Annotated in this window: 15 protein-coding genes; 2 read left to right on the plus strand and 13 right to left on the minus strand. The window is 66.9% G+C overall.

Annotated elements, in window-relative coordinates:
* Positions 1 to 172: 172 nt before the first annotated feature.
* From EN846_RS15750 to EN846_RS15785, 5 genes are all read right to left on the minus strand, one after another.
* Positions 173 to 1117: an ABC transporter permease gene (locus EN846_RS15750; protein WP_127392436.1), complete on the minus strand. Its 945-nt coding sequence runs from the start codon at positions 1115 to 1117 to the stop codon at positions 173 to 175.
* A complete protein-coding gene (locus EN846_RS15755) occupies positions 1114 to 2163 on the minus strand; it encodes an ABC transporter permease (RefSeq protein WP_127392435.1) in 1050 nt (349 codons plus the stop codon). The genes EN846_RS15750 and EN846_RS15755 overlap by 4 nt, the downstream gene beginning before the upstream one ends.
* A 242-nt stretch (positions 2164 to 2405) precedes the next feature.
* Positions 2406 to 3917 (minus strand): ABC transporter ATP-binding protein, encoded by a 1512-nt coding sequence (locus tag EN846_RS15765; RefSeq protein WP_127392434.1) that lies wholly within the window; start codon positions 3915 to 3917, stop codon positions 2406 to 2408.
* A 233-nt stretch (positions 3918 to 4150) separates the two neighbouring features.
* Positions 4151 to 5176, minus strand: a complete 1026-nt coding sequence (locus tag EN846_RS15775; protein ID WP_127392433.1) for a BMP family protein — start codon at positions 5174 to 5176, stop codon at positions 4151 to 4153.
* 340 nt (positions 5177 to 5516) lie between these two features.
* Positions 5517 to 7586 carry a 3-hydroxyacyl-CoA dehydrogenase NAD-binding domain-containing protein gene (locus EN846_RS15785; protein WP_127392432.1) on the minus strand — a complete coding sequence of 690 codons (2070 nt, stop codon included), beginning with the start codon at positions 7584 to 7586 and terminating at the stop codon, positions 5517 to 5519.
* A gap of 234 nt (positions 7587 to 7820) precedes the next feature.
* On the opposite strand from EN846_RS15785, the gene EN846_RS15790 reads away from it, so the two are divergent.
* Positions 7821 to 8420 carry a TetR/AcrR family transcriptional regulator gene (locus tag EN846_RS15790; RefSeq protein WP_187331383.1) on the plus strand — a complete coding sequence of 200 codons (600 nt, stop codon included), beginning with the start codon at positions 7821 to 7823 and terminating at the stop codon, positions 8418 to 8420.
* 15 nt (positions 8421 to 8435) lie between these two features.
* Here EN846_RS15790 and EN846_RS15795 read toward each other — a convergent pair whose 3' ends face one another.
* The 8 genes from EN846_RS15795 to EN846_RS15830 form a co-directional block, all read right to left on the minus strand.
* Entirely contained in the window at positions 8436 to 9383 is a 948-nt protein-coding gene (locus EN846_RS15795; protein ID WP_127309180.1) for an ABC transporter permease, read from the minus strand.
* Between the two features lie 2 nt (positions 9384 to 9385).
* Positions 9386 to 10369, minus strand: coding sequence for an ABC transporter permease (locus EN846_RS15800; protein WP_135858937.1), 984 nt, complete (start codon positions 10367 to 10369; stop codon positions 9386 to 9388).
* A 1-nt stretch (position 10370) separates the two neighbouring features.
* The gene (locus tag EN846_RS15805; RefSeq protein ID WP_127393213.1) at positions 10371 to 11882 is read right to left on the minus strand and encodes a sugar ABC transporter ATP-binding protein; all 1512 of its coding nucleotides are present in this window, start codon (positions 11880 to 11882) and stop codon (positions 10371 to 10373) included.
* A 44-nt stretch (positions 11883 to 11926) separates the two neighbouring features.
* The gene (locus tag EN846_RS15810; RefSeq protein WP_127393214.1) at positions 11927 to 12940 is read right to left on the minus strand and encodes an ABC transporter substrate-binding protein; all 1014 of its coding nucleotides are present in this window, start codon (positions 12938 to 12940) and stop codon (positions 11927 to 11929) included.
* A gap of 95 nt (positions 12941 to 13035) precedes the next feature.
* A complete protein-coding gene (locus EN846_RS15815; protein WP_127393215.1) occupies positions 13036 to 13923 on the minus strand; it encodes an SMP-30/gluconolactonase/LRE family protein in 888 nt (295 codons plus the stop codon).
* Positions 13923 to 14117: a 4-oxalocrotonate tautomerase family protein gene (locus EN846_RS15820; RefSeq protein WP_127283079.1), complete on the minus strand. Its 195-nt coding sequence runs from the start codon at positions 14115 to 14117 to the stop codon at positions 13923 to 13925. Before EN846_RS15820 ends, EN846_RS15815 begins: the two co-directional genes overlap by 1 nt.
* A gap of 126 nt (positions 14118 to 14243) precedes the next feature.
* Positions 14244 to 14984: a response regulator transcription factor gene (locus EN846_RS15825; RefSeq protein ID WP_127283078.1), complete on the minus strand. Its 741-nt coding sequence runs from the start codon at positions 14982 to 14984 to the stop codon at positions 14244 to 14246.
* Complete coding sequence (locus EN846_RS15830; protein ID WP_127393216.1) at positions 14978 to 16249, minus strand: histidine kinase; 1272 nt, start codon at positions 16247 to 16249, stop codon at positions 14978 to 14980. Before EN846_RS15830 ends, EN846_RS15825 begins: the two co-directional genes overlap by 7 nt.
* Before the next feature lie 225 nt (positions 16250 to 16474).
* Here EN846_RS15830 and EN846_RS15835 point away from each other — a divergent pair, with 225 nt between their 5' ends.
* Positions 16475 to 18880 carry a glucan 1,4-alpha-glucosidase gene (locus EN846_RS15835; RefSeq protein ID WP_135858939.1) on the plus strand — a complete coding sequence of 802 codons (2406 nt, stop codon included), beginning with the start codon at positions 16475 to 16477 and terminating at the stop codon, positions 18878 to 18880.
* The last annotated feature ends 4 nt before the right edge of the window (positions 18881 to 18884 follow it).

Genomic DNA, 18884 nt, shown 5'->3' on the forward strand with positions numbered 1-18884 from the left:
CAAGCTTGGCGCCCTTCCTCTCCCCCGTCGATCGGGGGAGAGGTGTCGAGCGCAGCTCGACGGAGTGGGGGTCGACCCTCGACGCGGTGCAGGGAGTTTCCTGCGCATCGGTTGGCGACGGGTGCGAGGTGGTTCCCCCGCTCCGGAGGGAGAGGAAAGGGCGCCAAGTCCTCTAACGCTCCTCCTTGCGGAACGGCTTGAGCAGCGCCGAGGGCGCGACCGCGTTGCGCGACATGAAGGCCATAGCGACGATGGTGAAGATGAAGGGCAGCATCAGGAAGGCTTCGTAGGGGATGTGGCCGAGCCCGCTCGCCTGCATCCTGAGCTGCAGCGCGTCGACGAAGGCGAACAGCAGCGCCGCCCCCGCCGAGCGCCACGGGTCCCAGCGGCCGAACACGACCAGCGCGATCGCCACCCAGCCGCGCCCGGACACCACGCCGAAGGTGAAGGCGTTGAACTGCGCCATAGTGAGGAATGCGCCGGCAAGGCCCATCAGCGCGCCGCCAAGGATCACCGCCTGGAAGCGCGTGCCAATCACGCTGACGCCGGCCGAGTCAGCGGCGCGCGGGTTCTCGCCGACCATGCGCACGGAGAGCCCCCATGGCGTGCGGTAGAGCACAAAGGCGGCGAGCGGAACGGCGATGATCGCCAGATAGACAAGCGTGAACTGGTTGAACACCGCCGGGCCGAGGATCGGAATGTCCGAAAGCAGCGGGATCGGCTCGGGCTGGAAACCCTTGATGCTCGGTGGCACCGACTGCTGGCCGAAGATCAGCCGGTAGAGGAAATACGCGAGCCCTGAGCAGAACAGCGTCACGCCGATGCCGCAGACATGCTGGCTGAGGCCCAGCGCCACCGTGAACAGCGCATGCACCGCGCCCATCAGCGCGCCGGTCGCCACGGCCACCAGCACGCCGAGCCACAGGCTGCCGCTGAGGCTGGTGGCGGTGAAGCCGGCCATTGCCGACAACAGAATGATGCCTTCGATGCCGAGATTGAGCACGCCGGCACGCTCGGAAAACATTTCGCCGAGCGTGGCGAAGGCGAGCGGCGTGGCGATGCGGATGATGGCGGCGAGGAAGCCGACCTGGAAAATCTGCTCGAACACCGCGCTCATGTCGCTACCCGCCGAATTCGATAGGCGGTGAACAGCAGCGCCACCAGCATGGCAAGCAGCGCCGTGCCCTGGATGACGTCGCTCAGGAAAGCCGGCACGCCGGTCGCCCGCGACATCGCCTCGGCCCCGGTCATCACCGCGGCAAGGAAGAGCGCCGCCGGCACCACGCCGAGCGGATTAAGCCTGGCCAGCATGGCAACGACAATGCCGGAATAGCCGTAGCCGGGCGAAATGTCGCTCATCACCTGGAAATGCACGCCGCCGACCTCGCCGACGCCGGCCAGGCCCGCCAGCGCGCCGGAGAGCAGCGCGGTCGAGATGAGCACGCGCTGCACGTTGATGCCGCCGTAGCGGGCGGCTTCCGGATTCTCGCCGGTGACACGGATGCGGAAGCCGAGCGTCGTGCGCGCGATCAGGAACCAGACCAGGGGCGCCGCGATCAGCGCCGCCACGACGCCGAGATGCAGGCGCGTACCCTCGACCAGCACCGGGAAATTGGCCGAATCCTCGATAGGCGGCGAGATCGGATAGCCGCTGAAGCTATCCTTCCACGGCCCCTCGATCAGCGCCATCAGCGCGTAATAGATGACCGAGTTGAGCAGCAGCGAACTGACCACGTCGTCGACCTTGAATTTGACGCGCAGCGTCGCCGGCACCAGCGCCACGGCGGCGCCGGCCGCGGCACCCGCCAGCGCCATCAGGAGCATGGCGAGAGTGCCCGGCATCGGGATGGCGCCGACGAAGCAACTCGCCACGGCGCCCGCCAGCAACTGGCCCTCGGCACCGATGTTCCAGAATTTTGCCCGGAAGGCGACCGCCACCGCCAGGCCGGTTAAGATCATCGGCGCGGCGCGCACCAGCGTCTCGGTGATGGCGTAGCTGTCGCCGAGCGAGGCCGACAGCATCACGCCATAAGCCTCGATCACGCCGGCGCCGGCCACCGCTATCAGCCCGCTGCAAAGGACGAGCGCGGCGCCGATCGCAAGCAGCGGCAGCGCCAGATTGAACCAGGCCGGAGTGCTGGTGCGGGCTTCCAGGCGAAACATCAGGCGTGGCCCTCCGCTCGCCAGATGTCGGCGCCGCCCCTCATCCGCCTGCCGGCACCTTCTCCCCGTATAGTGACGGGGAGAAGGGGGCTGGCCGCAGCCGTCACACCCTTCTTGCAACGCTCGCGATTGGCGAAATCATCGATGAAAGCGCCCCTCTCCCCGTCACTATACGGGGAGAGGATGCCGGCAGGCAGGTGAGGGGCGGCGCCGACGTTCGAAATCAGAGGCAAACCCACGCTCTACGCCCTCCCCTCCGCGCCGGTCATCATCAGGCCAAGCCTTGCGACGGTGGCTTCCGCGCCGGCCAGCGTGCCGGCGATGCGGCCCTCATACATGACCGCGATGCGGTCCGAGAGCATCAGCAGCTCTTCCAGATCCTCGCCGATGACGACGATGCCGCAGCCTTTGGCGCGCATGGCGAGGAACTTTTCATGGATGAAGCGGGCGGCGCCGATATCGAGGCCGCGCGTCGGCTGCGAGACGATCAGCACCTTCGGATCGAAGGCGAGCTCGCGCGCCAGCAGTGCCTTCTGCAGATTGCCGCCGGAGAGCGCGCCAGCGCGCACCATCGGTCCGGGACAGCGTATGTCATAGGCCTTGATCTGGGTTTCGGCGAAAGCACGGATGGCGGACGGATTGAGCAGACCCTTGCGGCTGAACGCCTCGGTGCCGATGCGCGGCAGCACCATGGAATCGGCAAGCGGCAGGTTGGTGACCAGGCCGGTCGTCATCCGGTCCTCGGGGATGCGGCCAAGGCCGAGTGCCTGCACCGAGCGCGGCGAGAATTGCGCAACTGCTTTGCCGGCTATCGTCATCGTGCCGGTTTTCGGTGGCAGCATGCCGGAGATGACATCGGCCAGCGCCCGCTGGCCATTGCCGGAGACGCCGGCGATGCCGAGGATCTCGCCGGAGCGGACGAAGAGCGACACCTCGCGCAGCGGCGTGCCGGCATGGCCCGAGGTCGAGATGCGATCGAGCAGCAGCACGGAGCCGCCCGGTGTCGAAGCCACTTTGGTCGGCGGCACGATCTCATGACCGCACATCAATCGCGCCATCTCGGACGACGTCGTGTTGGCGGGGTCGTCGACGCGGCCGGCGACCTTGCCGTGCCGCAGCACCACGCAACGGTGGGTCAGCGCCCTCACCTCGTTGAGCTTGTGCGAGATGAAGATGATGCCCAGTCCCTGGCCCGCCATCGAGCGCAGGGCGGCGAACAGGCCGTCGACCTCGCTTGGCGCCAGCACCGCTGTTGGTTCGTCGAGGATCAAAAGCTTGGCGCCGCGAAACAGCGCCTTTATGATCTCCAGCCGCTGCTGCTCGCCGACCGACAGCGCCGAGACCGGCAGGGCGGGATCGAGGCTCAAGCCGTGCTGGCGGCCGATCTCCTTCAGCCGCGCCAGCCCGCCGGCGCGGTCGATGCGGCCTGACTTGCCCGGAATGCCGATCAGGAGGTTCTCCAGCACCGTCAGCCGCGGCGCCAGATGAAAATGCTGGTGCACCATGCCGATGCCGGCGGCGAGCGCGTCGGCCGAACTGTGGATGCCGACCGGCCGGCCCTCGACCAGTATCTGACCGGCGTCCGGCGCATAGGCGCCGAACAGCACGTTCATCAGCGTCGTCTTGCCGGCGCCGTTCTCGCCGAGCAGCCCAAGGATCTCGCCCGGTGCGACGCTGAGATCCACGGCCTCGTTCGCCTTGACGGCGCCGAAGCTCTTGGTGATGCCGCGCATTTCGATGAGTGAGGCGGACAAGGGTGCTCCTGACTGAAGATCCGGCTAACCGCGAAGGGCAACGCGAGGCCCCCCTCTCTGGCCTGCCGGCCATCTCCCCCTCAAGGGGGGAGATCAGATGTCACGCCAGCTTTCGCCAATCTTCTACGTCGCAGGTAAAGCGGTAAGACCGAAACCGCCAATCTCCCCCCTTGAGGGGGAGATGCCCGGCAGGGCAGAGAGGGGGGCTTGGCGCCAACCTCAAGCCGAAGCGCTCAATCCGAAACCGGCGTGTTCTCGTCGACGTCGACGCGGAAATTGCCTTCGAGGATCTCCGCCTTCTTCTTCTCGACCAGTTCCTTGACCTCGGCCGGCAGCGTCTTGTCGAACTTGTGATACGGCGCCAGGAACGAGCCGCCCTTGGCCATGCGCGAGAAGTCGCCATAGTCCTGCGCGGTGAACACACCCGCCTTGACCAGCTTGATCGCCTGCTCGACCGTCGGATACATGTCCCACACCGGGCCGGTGATGACCGTATCCGGGCCGAGGCTCGACTGGTCGGACATGTTGGAGATGGCGAGGATCTTCTTCTCCACCGCCGCCTCGATGACGCCGAAGCGCTCGGCATAGATGACGTCGACGCCGGCGTCGATCTGCGCCACGGCGGCTTCCTTGGCCTTCGGCGGATCGAAGAAGGAGCCGATGAAGGCGACCTTCTTCTTGACGTTCGGGTTGACCTCCTTGGCGCCGGCGAAGAAGGCGTTGACCAGCCGGTTCACTTCCGGAATGCCCATCGCCGCGACCGCGCCGACCGTGCCCGACTTCGACATCTTGCCGGCGATCAGGCCGGACAGATAGGCCGGCTCATGGATCCAGTTGTCGAAGACGCCGAAATTGGGCTCGGCCGGCCCGGCGCCGGAGCCGAACAGCCATGCCGTCTTCGGGAACTGTTTTGCCGTGCGGCGCGACTCGCGCTCGGCGGCGAAGGCATCGCCCAGCACCAGCTGGTAGCCGCCCTGCGCATATTCGCGCATGACGCGGCTGAAGTCGGCGGTCTGCACCTTCTCCGACCATTTGTATTCGATGCCGAGCTCCTTCTCGGCCTTCTGCAGGGCGACGTGGATCTGGTTGTCCCACGGCTCCTCGATCGGCGTGGCGAAGATCGCCGCCACCTTCAGCTTCTTGTCCTTGGCGAAGGCGGCATTCGGCAGCACCGCCGCTGCCAGCCCAAGCGCGCCGAATTCCAGCACGGTGCGCCGCGACAGGCCGGCGCGTTGCGTCTTGCTATGATCGTCTTTCATGGAAGTGCCCCTCTGCTTGACAGCCGTGTCGAGCCGGCCGTTCTCAGGAATGTCAGACGCTGGACTATGGAACGACGCCTGAGTTTTGTCCACATGGTCAAATTTGGCAACGAAGGGTCGCTGTTGCGACCGGGAAACGTCGACGGGACAGCGCCCCCCTCTGGCCTGCCGGCCATCTTCCCCACTTGGGGGGAGATCGGATGTCACGCCGGCTTTCGCCAATTACCAGCGTGGCTAGAAGAGGGAGGCGCCAAAACCACTAATCTCCCCCCTTGTGGGGGAGATGTCCGGCAGGACAGAGGGGGGCGCGAAGGAACGCGGCGTTCGTTCTAGACGGCTACTATCCTCCAGCACCCTCCCAAGCCCCCGTCTCCGCGAACCTTCTCAGCATCGGCGCCGGCTCGAAGATCACCCGACCGGTTAGCCGGTGCCAATGCTCCAGCCGCTCGACGATCTTCGCAGCCCCTTCGAGGCCGGCCCAGAACATCGGCCCACCCTTGCCGATGGGAAAGCCGTAGCCGTTGACCCAGACGACATCGATGTCCGACGCGCGGGCGGCAATGCCTTCCTCCAGGATCTTCGCGCCCTCGTTGACGAGGGGATAAAGCGTGCGCTCGAGGATTTCTTCCGGGCCGATCGCGCGGGGCTCGATGCCAAGCGCGGCCGCCTTGGCCCGAACCAGCGCCTCGACCTCCGGATCGGCAAGCTGCTCGCGCGAGTCGCTTTCATAGCGATACCAGCCCCTGCCGGTCTTCTGGCCGAAACGGCCCTGCTCGCAGAGCGTGTCGGCGATGACAGCTATCTGGCCGCGCGCCTTGCGATTGCGCCAGCCGATGTCGAGGCCGGCGAGGTCGCCCATCTGGAACGGCCCCATCGGCCAACCGAAATCGGTGAACGCCTTGTCGACCTGGCCGGGCGTCGCCCCTTCCAGCAACAGCGCTTCGTTCTCCGTGCCGCGCGCGGACAGCATGCGATTGCCGACGAAGCCGTGGCAGACGCCGACGACGACCGGCACCTTGCCGATGCGCCGCGCCAGCTCCGCAACCGTCGCCAGCGCGTCGGGCGCGGTCCTATCGGCGCGCACGATTTCCAGGAGCTTCATGACATTGGCCGGCGAGAAGAAATGCATGCCGAGCACATCTTGCGGCCGCGACGTCGAGGCGGCGATCTCGTCGACATCGAGATAGGAGGTGTTGGTAGCAAGGATCGCGCCCGGCCTGGCCACCGCGTCGAGTTTGCCGAACACCACCTTCTTGACCGCCATGTCCTCGAACACGGCCTCTATGACCAGGTCGCAATCGGCAAGGTCGGCATAGTCGGTGCTGCCCTTGAACAGGCCAAGCCGTTGCTGCCTGGCCTCTTCCGTCAGCGAGCCACGCCCGACCGAGACGGCGTAGTTCTTCTCGATCATCGCCATCCCGCGCTCCAGCGCCTCCTCGCCGGTTTCGAGCAAGGTCACCGGAAAGCCGCCATTGGCAAAGGCCATCGCGATGCCGCCCCCCATCGTGCCGGCGCCGATGATGCCGACGCGGGCGATCTTGCGCCGCGTGCCGTCCTTGCCTTGTATCTTTGCCGCTTCGCGTTCGGCGAAAAACAGATGCCGCTGCGCGCGCGACTGGTCGCCGGCAACGAGCTTCAGGAACAGCTGGCGCTCGGCGGCCAGCGCTTCGTCGAAGGGCAGCGTGATCGCGTTGCGCACTGCCTGCGCGCAGGCAAGCGGAGCCTCCAGGCCGCGCGCCTTCCTGGCCAGCTCGGCCGCCTTGGCGTCGAAAGCCGAAAGATCGGTTTCGGCAAGGCGCTCATTGCGGTCGCGAACTGGTGGGAATGGCCCGCCGTCCGCAACCATTTCGTTGGCGAAACGAATGCTCGCCGCCAGGAGTTCTTCCTCGAAGACCGCGTCGACGAGACCCGCCGCTTTGGCCTCGCCGGCCGAAATCGGCGTTCCCGAAACGATCATGCCGAGCGCCTTCGCCGCGCCGACCAGGCGTGGCAGGCGCACCGTGCCGCCGCCGCCCGGCAGCAGGCCGAGCTTTACCTCGGGCAGGCCGAGCCTGGCGGCTTGGTCGGCGACGCGGAAATGGCAGCCGAGCGCCAGTTCCAACCCGCCGCCCAGCGCCGTGCCATGGATGGCGGCGACCGTCGGCTTGGCGATGGTCTCGAGCAGCGCCACGATGGCGCGCAGCTCCGGCTGCTGCACCGGCTTGCCGAATTCGGTGATGTCCGCGCCGGCGACGAAGGTCCGCCCGGCGCAGGCGAGGACGATGGCCGTGACGGAGGCATCGTCGCGCAGGGCGGTCAGCGCCTCGAACAGCGGCTGGCGGACATGGAAGCTCAGCGCGTTGACTGGCGGGTTGTCGATCGCGACCACCGCGACGCTGTTGTCCCTGGTGACGCTGACGAAACTGGACAAAGCTGGACCCTCCCGAAGATCGCTATTCACCGCGGGTTGCGGTTTACAGGGCCAGCCAGCCGATGAGAACCCGATCCGGCCCCTGGCCCAATCGTTGCCTCGCAAGCCCCGGCCCCGCCCGCCAGATTGGCAGGCCCGATACCGCCAGGCAACGCTGGCATGACCGCCGCCAGCGCTGTTACATGAGGGCAGCCTCGGTTATATATGAGGATAGTCTCAGCTGGAAATATGACGATGGCCTCGGAAAAGGCGCCGCAACCGCGCGCGCCGCAACAGAAAAGAGGGCACGACCGCGTCGCGGCGCTGATGACGGCGGCGGCGGAACTGTTCGTCGAAAGGGGTTTTGACGCCGCCACGATGACCGAGATTGCCGCCAGTGCGGGCGCGGCCATCGGCACGCTCTATTTGTTTTTCCCGACCAAGCAGGCGATGGCGCAGGCCATCCTGGAGGCGCATGCGGAAGAGCTGTCGGCCGAGCTCGACGCCTTGCGCGAGCAGACCGAGGCGATGCATGCGGCGACGATCGCCGACCAGCTGTTCGCATTGCTTGGTACGTTCATGGCCACGCACCCCGCCTATTCGGCGCTGCTCGACCTGCCGGGTGACGATCAATGGCGGCGCACGTTGCGCGCCCACCGCCGCGAGCAGATCGCCGCCCTGTTTGCTCAGGCCTATCCGCCCTTGCCGGCGGAGCAGGCGGAGCGGCTGGCGGTGATCGTGCCGCAGTTGATGCGCATCCCGCTGAGCCTGGCCGGCGAGACGCGCCTGCGCGACGACGTGCTGGACGAATTGCGACTGATGCTGAACAGGCATCTGGAGGCAGGTGAGGGCTAGCGCGACGAGGTGCGCTCAGCGAACCGCCTTCTCGCCGCCCGCCGCCGTGATCACCCCGACGATGATCAGTCCGGTCAGCACCAGCCGCACGCCGGCGCTGACGCCGAAGGTGTTGAGCATGGTGAGCAGCAGCACCAGGAACAGGCCGGCGCCCCAGACGCCCGGCACATTGGCCTTGCCGCCTGCCACCGACGTGCCGCCGATGACCACGACCGCGATCGAGGCGAGCAGGTATTCGTTGCCGATATCGACATTGGCGCCGCGGAAATAGCCGGCGAGCAGTGCCCCGTCGATGCCGCCCAGTGCGCCGCAGAGCGTATAGGTGAGGAAACGGACGCGGCCGACATTGACGCCCGCGAGCCAGGCGGCGCGGATGTTCTGGCCGATCGCCAGCACAGAGCGGCCGTAGATCATGCGCTGCAGCGCCGTTGCCGCGCCGACGGTGAAGACCACCGTCAGCAGCGCCAGCACCGGTATGCCGAGGATTTGCCAGTTGGTGAAGTCGGCGAAGCCCGGCGGCGGCTTGATCTGGAGGCCGCGCCCGTAGCTGATATCGATCGACTGGATGATGAAGCTCGCCGACAGCGTCGCGATGATCGGCGGGATCCTCAGCGCCCAGATCAGCAGATAGTTGGCCGCGCCGATCGCCGCGCCGCAGCCAAGAGCGGCAATCAGCCCGACGGCGATCATCGCATCATTGCCGTCCATCACCTTCATCGCCACGGCGCTGGCCAGCCCGATATTGGCCGGCAGCGACAAATCGACATTGCCGGGGCCGAGCGTGATGACGAACATCTGACCGACGCCGACGATGACGGTGAAGACGGCCAGCGACAGTGCCGCCGTGATCATGCCGCCGGCGCCGTAGCCGCCAGTGAAGGCGATGGTCGCCAGCCACACGACGAAAGCGCCGATGAAGGACCAGATCCAGGGTTTGGCGAGCATCGTCCGCAGCGAGGCCATCCTCACCTCTCCTTGCGGCTGATCAGCACCCGCGCCGCCAGCACGATGATCAGGATGGCGCCATTGGCAGCCACCTGCCAGTCGGGCGGGATGTGCATGAAGGTCAAGAGCGGCGAGGCGGCGAGCGCCAGCGTCAGCGCGCCGATGACGGCGCCGATCGGCGACACCCGGCCGCCGACGAACTCGCCGCCGCCGAGGATGACGCCCGCGATCGACAGCAGCGTGTAGCCATTGCCGATATTGGCGTCGGCCGAGGTGGTGATGCCGATCAGCGCCATGCCGGAGAGCACGCCGAACAGGCCGGTCAGCGCGAACAGCACGATCTTCGTCCGAAGCAGCGACCAGCCGGCGCGCCTAAGCGCCGCCGCATTGCCGCCGGAGCCGCGCAGGATGACGCCGTAGGAGGTGCGCATCAGCCCGATATGCACCACCGTCGCGATCACCAGCGCGGCGATGATCGGGAACGGAATGAGCGGCGGTTTGAAGGCCATCAGCGACAGCAGCCAGTCGGGCGCCTTGCCGCCTGGCTTCGGCAGGATGAGGATGGCAAGGCCCTGCCAGACGAAGCTCATGCCGAGCGTCACCACGATCGACGGCAAGTTGCGCAGGTGGATCAGCGCGCCAAGCAGCGCGTAGACGCCGATTGAGCCGAGCAGCACCGCGATGCCGACGAGCGGCGCATCCTTCAGCCAGGTCGCGGTGACGCAGCCGACGAAGCCGACGAAGGTGCCGATCGAGAGGTCGAGCTCGTTGCCGGCGATGACGAACATCTGCGCGATCGTCGCCAGCGCGATCGGGATCGCCAGGTTGAGCATCAGGGTGAAGCCGAAATAGGAGATGGCGCGCGGGTTGAGCCAGGCGATCGCCAAAAGCACCAGCGCCAGCGACAGCGCCGGCAGCAGGCTGCGCAGCATGCGCGCCCGCGCCGCCGCGCCGCCGCCAGCCGGCGACGCCTTCAATCTGGTTTCGAGCGAGGCCGCCGTCATCTCAGGCCGCGTCGCCGAACGAGGACTGGATGATCTTTTCCTCGGTCAGCTCGTCGCGTCCGAGATTGGCGACGATGCGGCCGTTCTTGAAGACATAGACGTGGTCGCAATTGTCGAGCTCTTCGGTTTCGGTTGTGTACCAGAGGAAGGTGCGGCCGCGGCCAGCCTCCTCGCGCACCAGGTCGTAGACTTCGAGCTTGGTGCCGATGTCGACGCCGCGCATCGGATCGTCCATCAGCACGATCCCGGCATCCGAGCCCAGCGCACGCGCAAACAGCGCCTTCTGCTGGTTGCCCCCGGACAGCGAGTAGATGTTGTTGTTCATGTCCGGCGTGCGGATGCCGATCTTGTTCTTCCAGAAGTCGGCAAGCTCGGCCTCGCGCTGCGGCGAGATCAGCAACCCGCTGCGCAGCAGCGCCAGCGAGCGGATGCCGATATTCTCAGCGATCGACCACTGCGGGAAGATACCGTCAGACTGGCGGTCGCCGGCCACCAGCGCCACCGGCGCGGTCACCTCGATGCCGGTCCTGGCGCGCTGGGCAGCGGCAAAGATCGCCAGCAACAGATCGGTCTGCCCGTGGCCGGCGAGCCCGGCGAGCCCGATGATCTCGCCCGCGCGGGCGACGAGCTCCTTGCCGTCCTGCTGCCGCGCCGGACGCGCCTTGACCCGCAGCGGCCCGGCTTCGGCCTTCCTTGTCTCCGCGGCCGTTCTCTGATGCCCCTCGGCGCCGCCCATGGTGGCGACCAGCCGGTCGCGGTCGAAGGCGCTTGCAGCGTCGGCGGCGACGACCTTGCCGTCGCGCATCACCACGATGCGGTCGGCGTTCTGCAGCACTTCGCCCAGCACATGCGAGATCAGGATGCAGCTGCCGCCGGAAGCGACGAAGCGGCGCACGAAGGCTAGCAGCTGGCCGGCCGTGTGCGCGTCGAGCGACGAGGTCGGCTCGTCGAGGATGACCAGCGCCAGCGGATCCTCGGTCAGCGTGAAGGCGCGCGCCACTTCCACCATCTGCCGCCGGCCGATCGACAGGTCGCCGGCGATGTCGGAAGCGGAGATGCCATGGTCGGGGAAGATTTCGTCCAGCTTGGCGGCGATCAGCTCGGCGGCCTTGCGGCGCCAGCCGAAACCGATGAGCGAAGGATGGTTGATGCGCGTGTTCTCGGCGACGCTGAGGTTCGGGCAGAGCGACAGCTCCTGGAACACGCAGCGTATGCCGAGCTCAAGCGCCCGCGGCACCGAATAGTCCCGCTCGGCGCTGCCCCGCACCGTGATCGCGCCGCTGTCGGGGACAAGCGTGCCTGCCACCATATGCATCAGCGTCGACTTGCCGGCGCCGTTATGGCCGACGAGGCCGACGCATTCGCCGGCGCCGACATGGAAGTCGACGCCGCCAAGCGCCCGGACGGCGCCGAAATGCTTTTCGGCACCGTCCAGCCTGATGATGTCGATATTGGCGGCGCCGAAATGCTTCGCGGCGCCGTCCAGCCTGGTGTCGGTGTTTGCCTTGGGCATGCTCAACGATATCCGGTTGGCGATGCCGGCGGCAACAGTAGCCATCACTTGATGTTGGCTTTGATGGCCCCGATGGCGTCTTCCTGCGTATATTCGTGCGTGGCGACGCCGCCTTCCTTGATCTTCGGCAGGGCGGCTTCGAAATCGTCCTGGGTGAAGGCGAGGTACGGCACCAGAAGGTCGTGCGGAATGTCGGTGCGGCCGTCGAGCACCTGCTGCGCCACCCAGAAGGCCAGCGTCGAGACGCCCGGCGCGATCGACGCCGACCATGTCTTGTAGCCGTCCTTCTCCTTCTGCTCTTTCCACCACTTCAGCTCGTCCTGGCGGTTGCCCATGATGATGGTCGGGCGCGGCTTGCCGGCGGCGGCGAAGGCCTGCGCGGCGCCGTAGCCGTCACCGCCCTGGTCGACGATGCCGACGACATCCGGCAGCGACGGCAGGATGGTCGCCACCGCCTTCTGCGCCGTGGTCTGGTCCCAGTCGCCGGTCACCGAGCCGACGATCTTGAACTCGGGATGGGCGGCGACGCCTTCGAGGATGCCGGCATGGATGGCGTCGTCGATCGAGGTTCCGGCCAGGCCGCGGATTTCCAGCAGATTGCCGCCCTTGGGCTGGAACTTGGCCATCTGCTCGACTTCCTGCTTGCCCATGTCCTTGAAGTCGACGACGACCCGGTAGGCGCAGGGCTCGGTGACGGTGCCGTCGAAGGAGACGACGACGATGCCGGCATCGCAGGCCTGCTTGATGGCGCCGTTGAGCGCATCCGGCGAGGCGGCGTTGATGACGATGGCGTCGTAGCCCTGCAGGATCAGGTTCTGCACCTGGGCGGCCTGGGTCGGCACTTCCTTGTCGGCGGTGGTGAAGACGTCGGCGGCCGCGACCACCTTGTCCTCGACCGCCTTCTTGGTGACGATGCCGTAGCTGTCCAGCATCGCCTGGCGCCACGAATTGCCTGCGTAGTTGTTGGAGAAGGCGATCTTCTTGCCGCTGGTATCGGCAAGCGCGGTGCCCGAGGCGAGCATCGCCGCCAGAGCGCTCAGGACGAGTAGTTTCTTCATGTCGTATCCTCCCAGATGTGTTGACTGCTGCACTCCAGCCGGCTTTTAAGGCCGGCCTCACTTCCAATCCGATTTGAGCCCGGACGATCCCGCGCTCAAAACAGCCTCAGCCCCGGCACGCGGACTCTGAGCCGGTAGAGCGACGTCGACGCGGCGATGTAGAGGCTCCTCAGATCCTCGTCGCCGAAGGTGAAATTGGCACAGTCTTCCGGCGTCGCGATGACGCCGAGAAGCTCGCCGGAGGCATCGAAGACGTGGATGCCGCCCGGGCCGGTGCAATAGAGATTGCCGCGGCTGTCGATCTTCATGCCGTCGGTCGATCCCGGCTCCGTGCCTTCGATCACCGCCCAGACCGCGCCGCCATTGAGGTCGCCATTGGTCTCGACGCGGAACACCCTGATATGCCCGCGCTCGGTGTCGTTGATGAACAGGCGCGATTCGTCGAGCGAGAAGCAGAGCCCGTTGGGCTGCGCGAAATCGTCGGCAAGCAAGGTCAGGGCGCCGTCGCCGTCGATCCGGTAGACACCCTGGAACGAAAGCTCCTGCTGTCGCGGCACGCCGTAGAATTCCACCCGGCCAAAGCCGGGGTCGGTGAAGTAGATGGAGCCGCCGGTAGCGACGACGACGTCGTTCGGGCTGTTCAGCTCCTTGTCGCCGTAATGGGTGGCGAGCACGGTCACGGTTCCGTCCGGCTCGGCGCGGGTGACGCGGCTCGTCGCGTGCTCGCAAGTGACCAGCCGCCCGCGGCGGTCGAGCGTGTTGCCATTGGCTTTATGGCTGGGCTCCCGGAACAGCTCGATCTCGCCCGATGGGCTGCGCCTGTACATGCGGCTTTCGGGAATGTCGGAAAACACCAGCCATTTCTCGTAAGGATGCCACACCGGCCCTTCGATGAAGGAGTAGCCCGTGGCCAGCCGTTCGATCGACGCGTTGCCGACAACGTCGTCGAAGCCGGAATGGCGGGCCCGCGCCGAAATCGACATCACTGGTCCTTCGGCTTGCGGACAGCCGCGCCGCCGACGAACCAGTCGCTGCCGGCCACGTCCTCGAACACCACCCAGATCGCCTCCTTGGGCAGTTCGGCGACCTCGCTGATGGCTTCGGTGACGCGGCGCGAGATCTCGTCCTTGCGCTTTTGCGAATGGCCCTCGAGTATCCGTATGTTGACGAACGGCATCGGCGCCTCCCGGGCATTTTCTTGTTGTGGGGAGCGAGCCTAGTCAGGCCCCGGGCCGGGCGATACGGGTCAACGCGCAGCGCCGACTGTGGTTTTGCACAGTCGGTTGCAAGCCGGTGACAAGGATCATTGATCCTGCAGCGGCGCCGCCTGTGCCAGCCAGGCGTCGAGCCTGTCCTGCTCGCGGCGCAGCGCATCGATGTTGACCAGGCCCCGCGCCAGGGCGAGGTAGATCGCTCGCGTGCGCGAGTTGAAGACCGAAGCCTCTCCGGCGCCCTCCTCCGGCGGCACGATGCCCAGCTTGTCGTAGACATGCTTGATGCGGCTTTGGGCGCCGCGGATCGACAGGCCGCGGCGCGCCGCGATCGCCCTGTCGGTCAGGCCCAAGGCGATGTCGATCAGGCTCTCATATTCGCCGTCGGTGATGCCCTCGAAGCGGTCCTGGACGCGGTGCTGGATACCACGGATCTCGCGGTCGATGATGCAGTGACCTTCGCGGAAGACGCCGCGCAGCGCCGAGCGCATGCCTTCTTCGGTCGCCGATTTCAGCACATAGCCATAGACCGAGCCGGGCGGCACGATGCGCGCCACGCCCCGCACATAGGCCTCGTCGGCGAAGTTCGACCAGAACAGGATGTGCGTGCCGGCGCGTCGGCTCCAGATCGCGCGCGCCACCTCGATGCCCGTCGCCTTGGGCAGTTGCAGGTCGAGCACGACATGCGGCGGCTCGCGCTCGGCCGCCAGGTTGATGGCATCCTCGCCGTCGCCGGCCTCGATCACCTCGACATCGCCCGGCCACAGCTGTTCCACCGTCCGGCGCGCGAAGGTGCGATGCAGCCCGTCATTCTCGGCAATCATGATCAGCACGACGCCACCTCCGATACCGCCTGCTGCTCGCCAGCCGTGGCCGGCTTGCCGTCCGCCGGCGCGCGATCGATCTCGATCAGAACCCTGGTGCCGCCCTTGCGACCGGCCGGCTCGAAGCGCAGCCGCGCGCCGACCAGCGCTGCCCGCGTGTGCATGTGGCCGATGCCGCCCTGCGCCGCCGGGTCGATCGTGCCGCAGCCATGGCCGTCATCGGTGACGACGACACTGAACACGCTGTCGGTCGACGTCAGCAGCACCTCGATGCGGCCGGGCGCTGCGTGCCGCACGGCATTGTTGATCGCTTCCTGGACGATCCGGTAGAGCGCCGTGCGCATCGTCTCCGACAGGCTGTCGGCGCTGCCGTCGCTGGTGTCGGCGATGCGCACCGCGATCGGCGGTTTCGCCCGCGCGACGCTGCGGTTCAGATGCGCTTCGACGGCGTCGCGCAGGCCGAACAGCTCGAGCACGCTCGGCCGCATGTCGTCGACGATGTGGCGCAGCTCCGCCAGGCAGCCGGCGATCTCCTGCTCGAGGTCGGCGAGCTGCGCCGTTCGCGCCATGCCCCGGCTGCGGAAGGCCGAGACCTGGCGCGCGATGCGGGCAAGGTCGCCAAGCGTCTGGTCGTGCAGGTCCATCGCCATGCGGCGGCGCTCGCGCTCCATGCCCTCGGTCAGTTGCGAGGCGCCGACCCTGAGCAGCTCCGCCCGGTTGCGCGTCTCGCTTTCGGCAAGCATGGCGCGCCGCGCCTCCTCGGTCTGGATCAGCGCGAAAATATAGGGCGCGATCAGATCGGCGCATTGCTGGGCGACCGCGACATCCGCCAGCGTGTAGCAGCCGATCTCGTGGCGGCTGATGTTGAGCGCGCCGATGACGCTGCCCCGCGCCCTCAGCGGTACGATGATGCGGCTGCGCAGCTTGGCCGCGAAAATCGGCCCATCGAAGGCGCCGGCAAAGTGGAAGCGGTCGTCGACAAGCGCGTTGTCCGACAACAGGTAGGGCGTCTTGCCCCACAGCACGTAGCGGATCGGGCTGCCTTCTACCGGATGCTGCGCCAACTCGCTCCAGCTGGTGTGGAAGCCGGCCTCGTAGCAGGCATGCATGCGTCCGTCCTGCGACAGCACCGCCAGGTCGATATGATCGTGCGGGATGAGCGTGCCGATTTCGATCGCCGTTGCCCGAAATGCCGAGCCCGGATCGATATGGCCTGCCAGCGCTCGCGAAATGGCGAGCAGCCTGTCGATCAGCTGGGGAGATACGTCCGACATGTCTCCTCCCTTGCAATCCGGCTAACCAAGCGACACGCCACGACGCCTCGTTCGCCAGCGCGGCCGATACCGGGTTTGCCTGCAGTCCTCCCTGCGCTGAAATAGTGAACGCTTGCCGATGCCGCTGTCAACGACGCCTCTCTTGCGACCGGCGATCAACTTCAGGTGCGACGATTGAAAAGCCTTCTGCTCCTGGTTTAGGAACGACGGCAGGAGAGATGATGCATGGCAGCGACCGTTGCTCAGGGCGCCCCGGGAATACCGGCGCGCTGGACGTCAAGCGCCAAGAGCGGCGTCGGCACGGCGCTTTCTGAGGCCAGTCGGATCTGGTTCACGATCAGCCACGGCATCGTCAACGAAATCTACTATCCGCGCCTCGACAAGGCCTGCACGCGCGACATGGGGCTGATCGTCACCGGCCCCGCCGGCGCTTTTTCGGAAGAGAAGCGCGATGCCGTGCATGCTGTCGCGCCTTTCGAGGACGGCGTGCCGGGCTACAGGCTGACCAACACCGCGAGGGACGGGTCATACAGGATCGAAAAAAGGATCATTACGGACCCGAAACGCCCGGTCCTGCTGCAGGAGATCACCTTCACGCCGCTCAAGGGCCGGCCTTCCGATTACCGTGTCTACGCGCTTCTGGCGCCGCATCTCGTGAATGCCGGCATGGGCAACACCGCCTGGGTTGGCGAGCACCACGGCAGGCCTGTGCTGTTCGCCTCGGGACGCGGCACCTGCCTGGCGCTTGCCTCGTCGCTGCCCTGGGGCGCCTGCTCGGCCGGCTATGTCGGCTTCTCCGACGGCTGGCAGCAGCTCCAGCATGGCGGCGCGCTCGATCCGGCCTGCCAGCGGGCCGAGGACGGCAATGTCGCGCTGACCGGCGAGATCGGCTTTTCCGCCGGCAACGGCACGGCGCTGCTGGCGCTCGGTTTCGGCAGCTCGCCGGAAGAGGCTGCCGAAATGGCTTCGGCCAGCCTGGAGCAGGGCTTCGATGCGGCCGCCACGACCTATGTCGGGAACTGGCGCGAATGGCAGGCCGGGCTGCTTAAGCTCGACCGGCAGGCAGTGTCGGGATTGAATACCTACCGCGCCAGCACGGCGGTGCTGGCCTCGCATCTGTCGGTCGCCAGGCCGGGAGCCGCCGTCGCCAGCCTGTCGATCCCCTGGGGCTTCAACAAGGGCGACGACGACCTCGGCGGCTATCACCTAATCTGGCCGCGCGACCTGGTCGAGACGGCCGGCGGCTTCCTCGCCGCCGGCGACGGCAGCCAGGCGCTGCAGATCCTGGCCTATCTGCGCTCGATCCAGCAGCCGGACGGCCATTGGCCGCAAAATGCCTGGTCCGACGGTACCGCCTATTGGCCGGGCATCCAGATGGACGAATGCGCCTTTCCGCTTCTGCTCGCCGACGCCCTGCGCCGTGCCGGCCATCTGCCGCGCGCCAAGCTCGCCGACTTCCTGCCGATGATCGAAAGTGCCGCGTCCTACGTGGTCCGCAACGGGCCGGTCACCGGCGAGGACCGCTGGGAAGAGGATGCCGGCTACAGCCCGTTCACGCTGGCCGTCGAGATCGCCGCCCTGCTGGCGGCCGCCGACATGCTCGACATCATGGGAAAAACAGAGCCGGCAAACTATCTGCGCGAGACCGCCGATTGCTGGAACGACCAGATCGAGCGCTGGACCTATGTCGCTGGTACGCCGCTATGCGCCGAAGTGGGCGTCAACGGCTACTATGTCCGCATCGCCCCGCCGGATGCGTCGGATGCCGCATCGCCGAAGGACGGCTATGTGCCGATCAAGAACCGGCCGCCGACCGACACCGACAGGCCGGCCGAGGCCATCATCAGCCCGGATGCGCTGGCGCTGGTGCGCTTTGGGCTCAGGGCCGCGGATGATCCTCGCATCCTCGACACTTTGAAGGTCATAGACGCCAGGCTGCGCCGCGACCTGCCGCAGGGACCGCTCTGGTACCGCTACTCCGGCGACGGCTATGGCGAGCACGAGGACGGCTCACCCTTCGACGGCACCGGCCTGGGCCGTGCGTGGCCCTTGCTGGCGGGCGAGCGCGCCCACTACGAGCTCGCGGCGGGCCACAGGGACAGAGCGGAAAGCCTGCTTGCGACGCTCGAGGCGTCCGCCGGGGTCGGCGGCCTGCTGCCGGAGCAGGTCTGGGACGGCCCTGACCTGCCGCAGCGCGAGTTGCGCCTCGGCGCACCCTCGGGCAGCGCCATGCCGCTGGTCTGGGCGCATGCCGAGCATATCAAGCTGTTGCGTTCGCTCCGTGACGGCGCCGTGTTCGACCTGCCGCCGCAAGGCGTCGAGCGCTACATCAAGGCAAGGACCACCTCGCCCACGAGGATATGGCGCTTCAACAACAAGATCCGCGCCATCCCCGCCGGCAAGAATCTGCGCGTCGAGCTTGCGGCCAAAGGCGTGGTGCACTGGAGCAGCGACAAGTGGCTGACGGTGCGCGACGACAGGACCGCCGAGAACGCCTTCGGCGTCCATCTGGTGGATCTGCCCGTTGACCGCCTGCCGCCGGGAAGCACGATCGTCTTCACTTTTTTCTGGCCCGACACCGGCCGTTGGGAGAATGTTGACTTCACCGTCGGCGTCGATGCCCGGTCATGATCCC

This window comes from Mesorhizobium sp. M4B.F.Ca.ET.203.01.1.1, from assembly GCF_004791025.1.
Classification (GTDB): Bacteria; Pseudomonadota; Alphaproteobacteria; order Rhizobiales; family Rhizobiaceae; genus Mesorhizobium; species Mesorhizobium abyssinicae.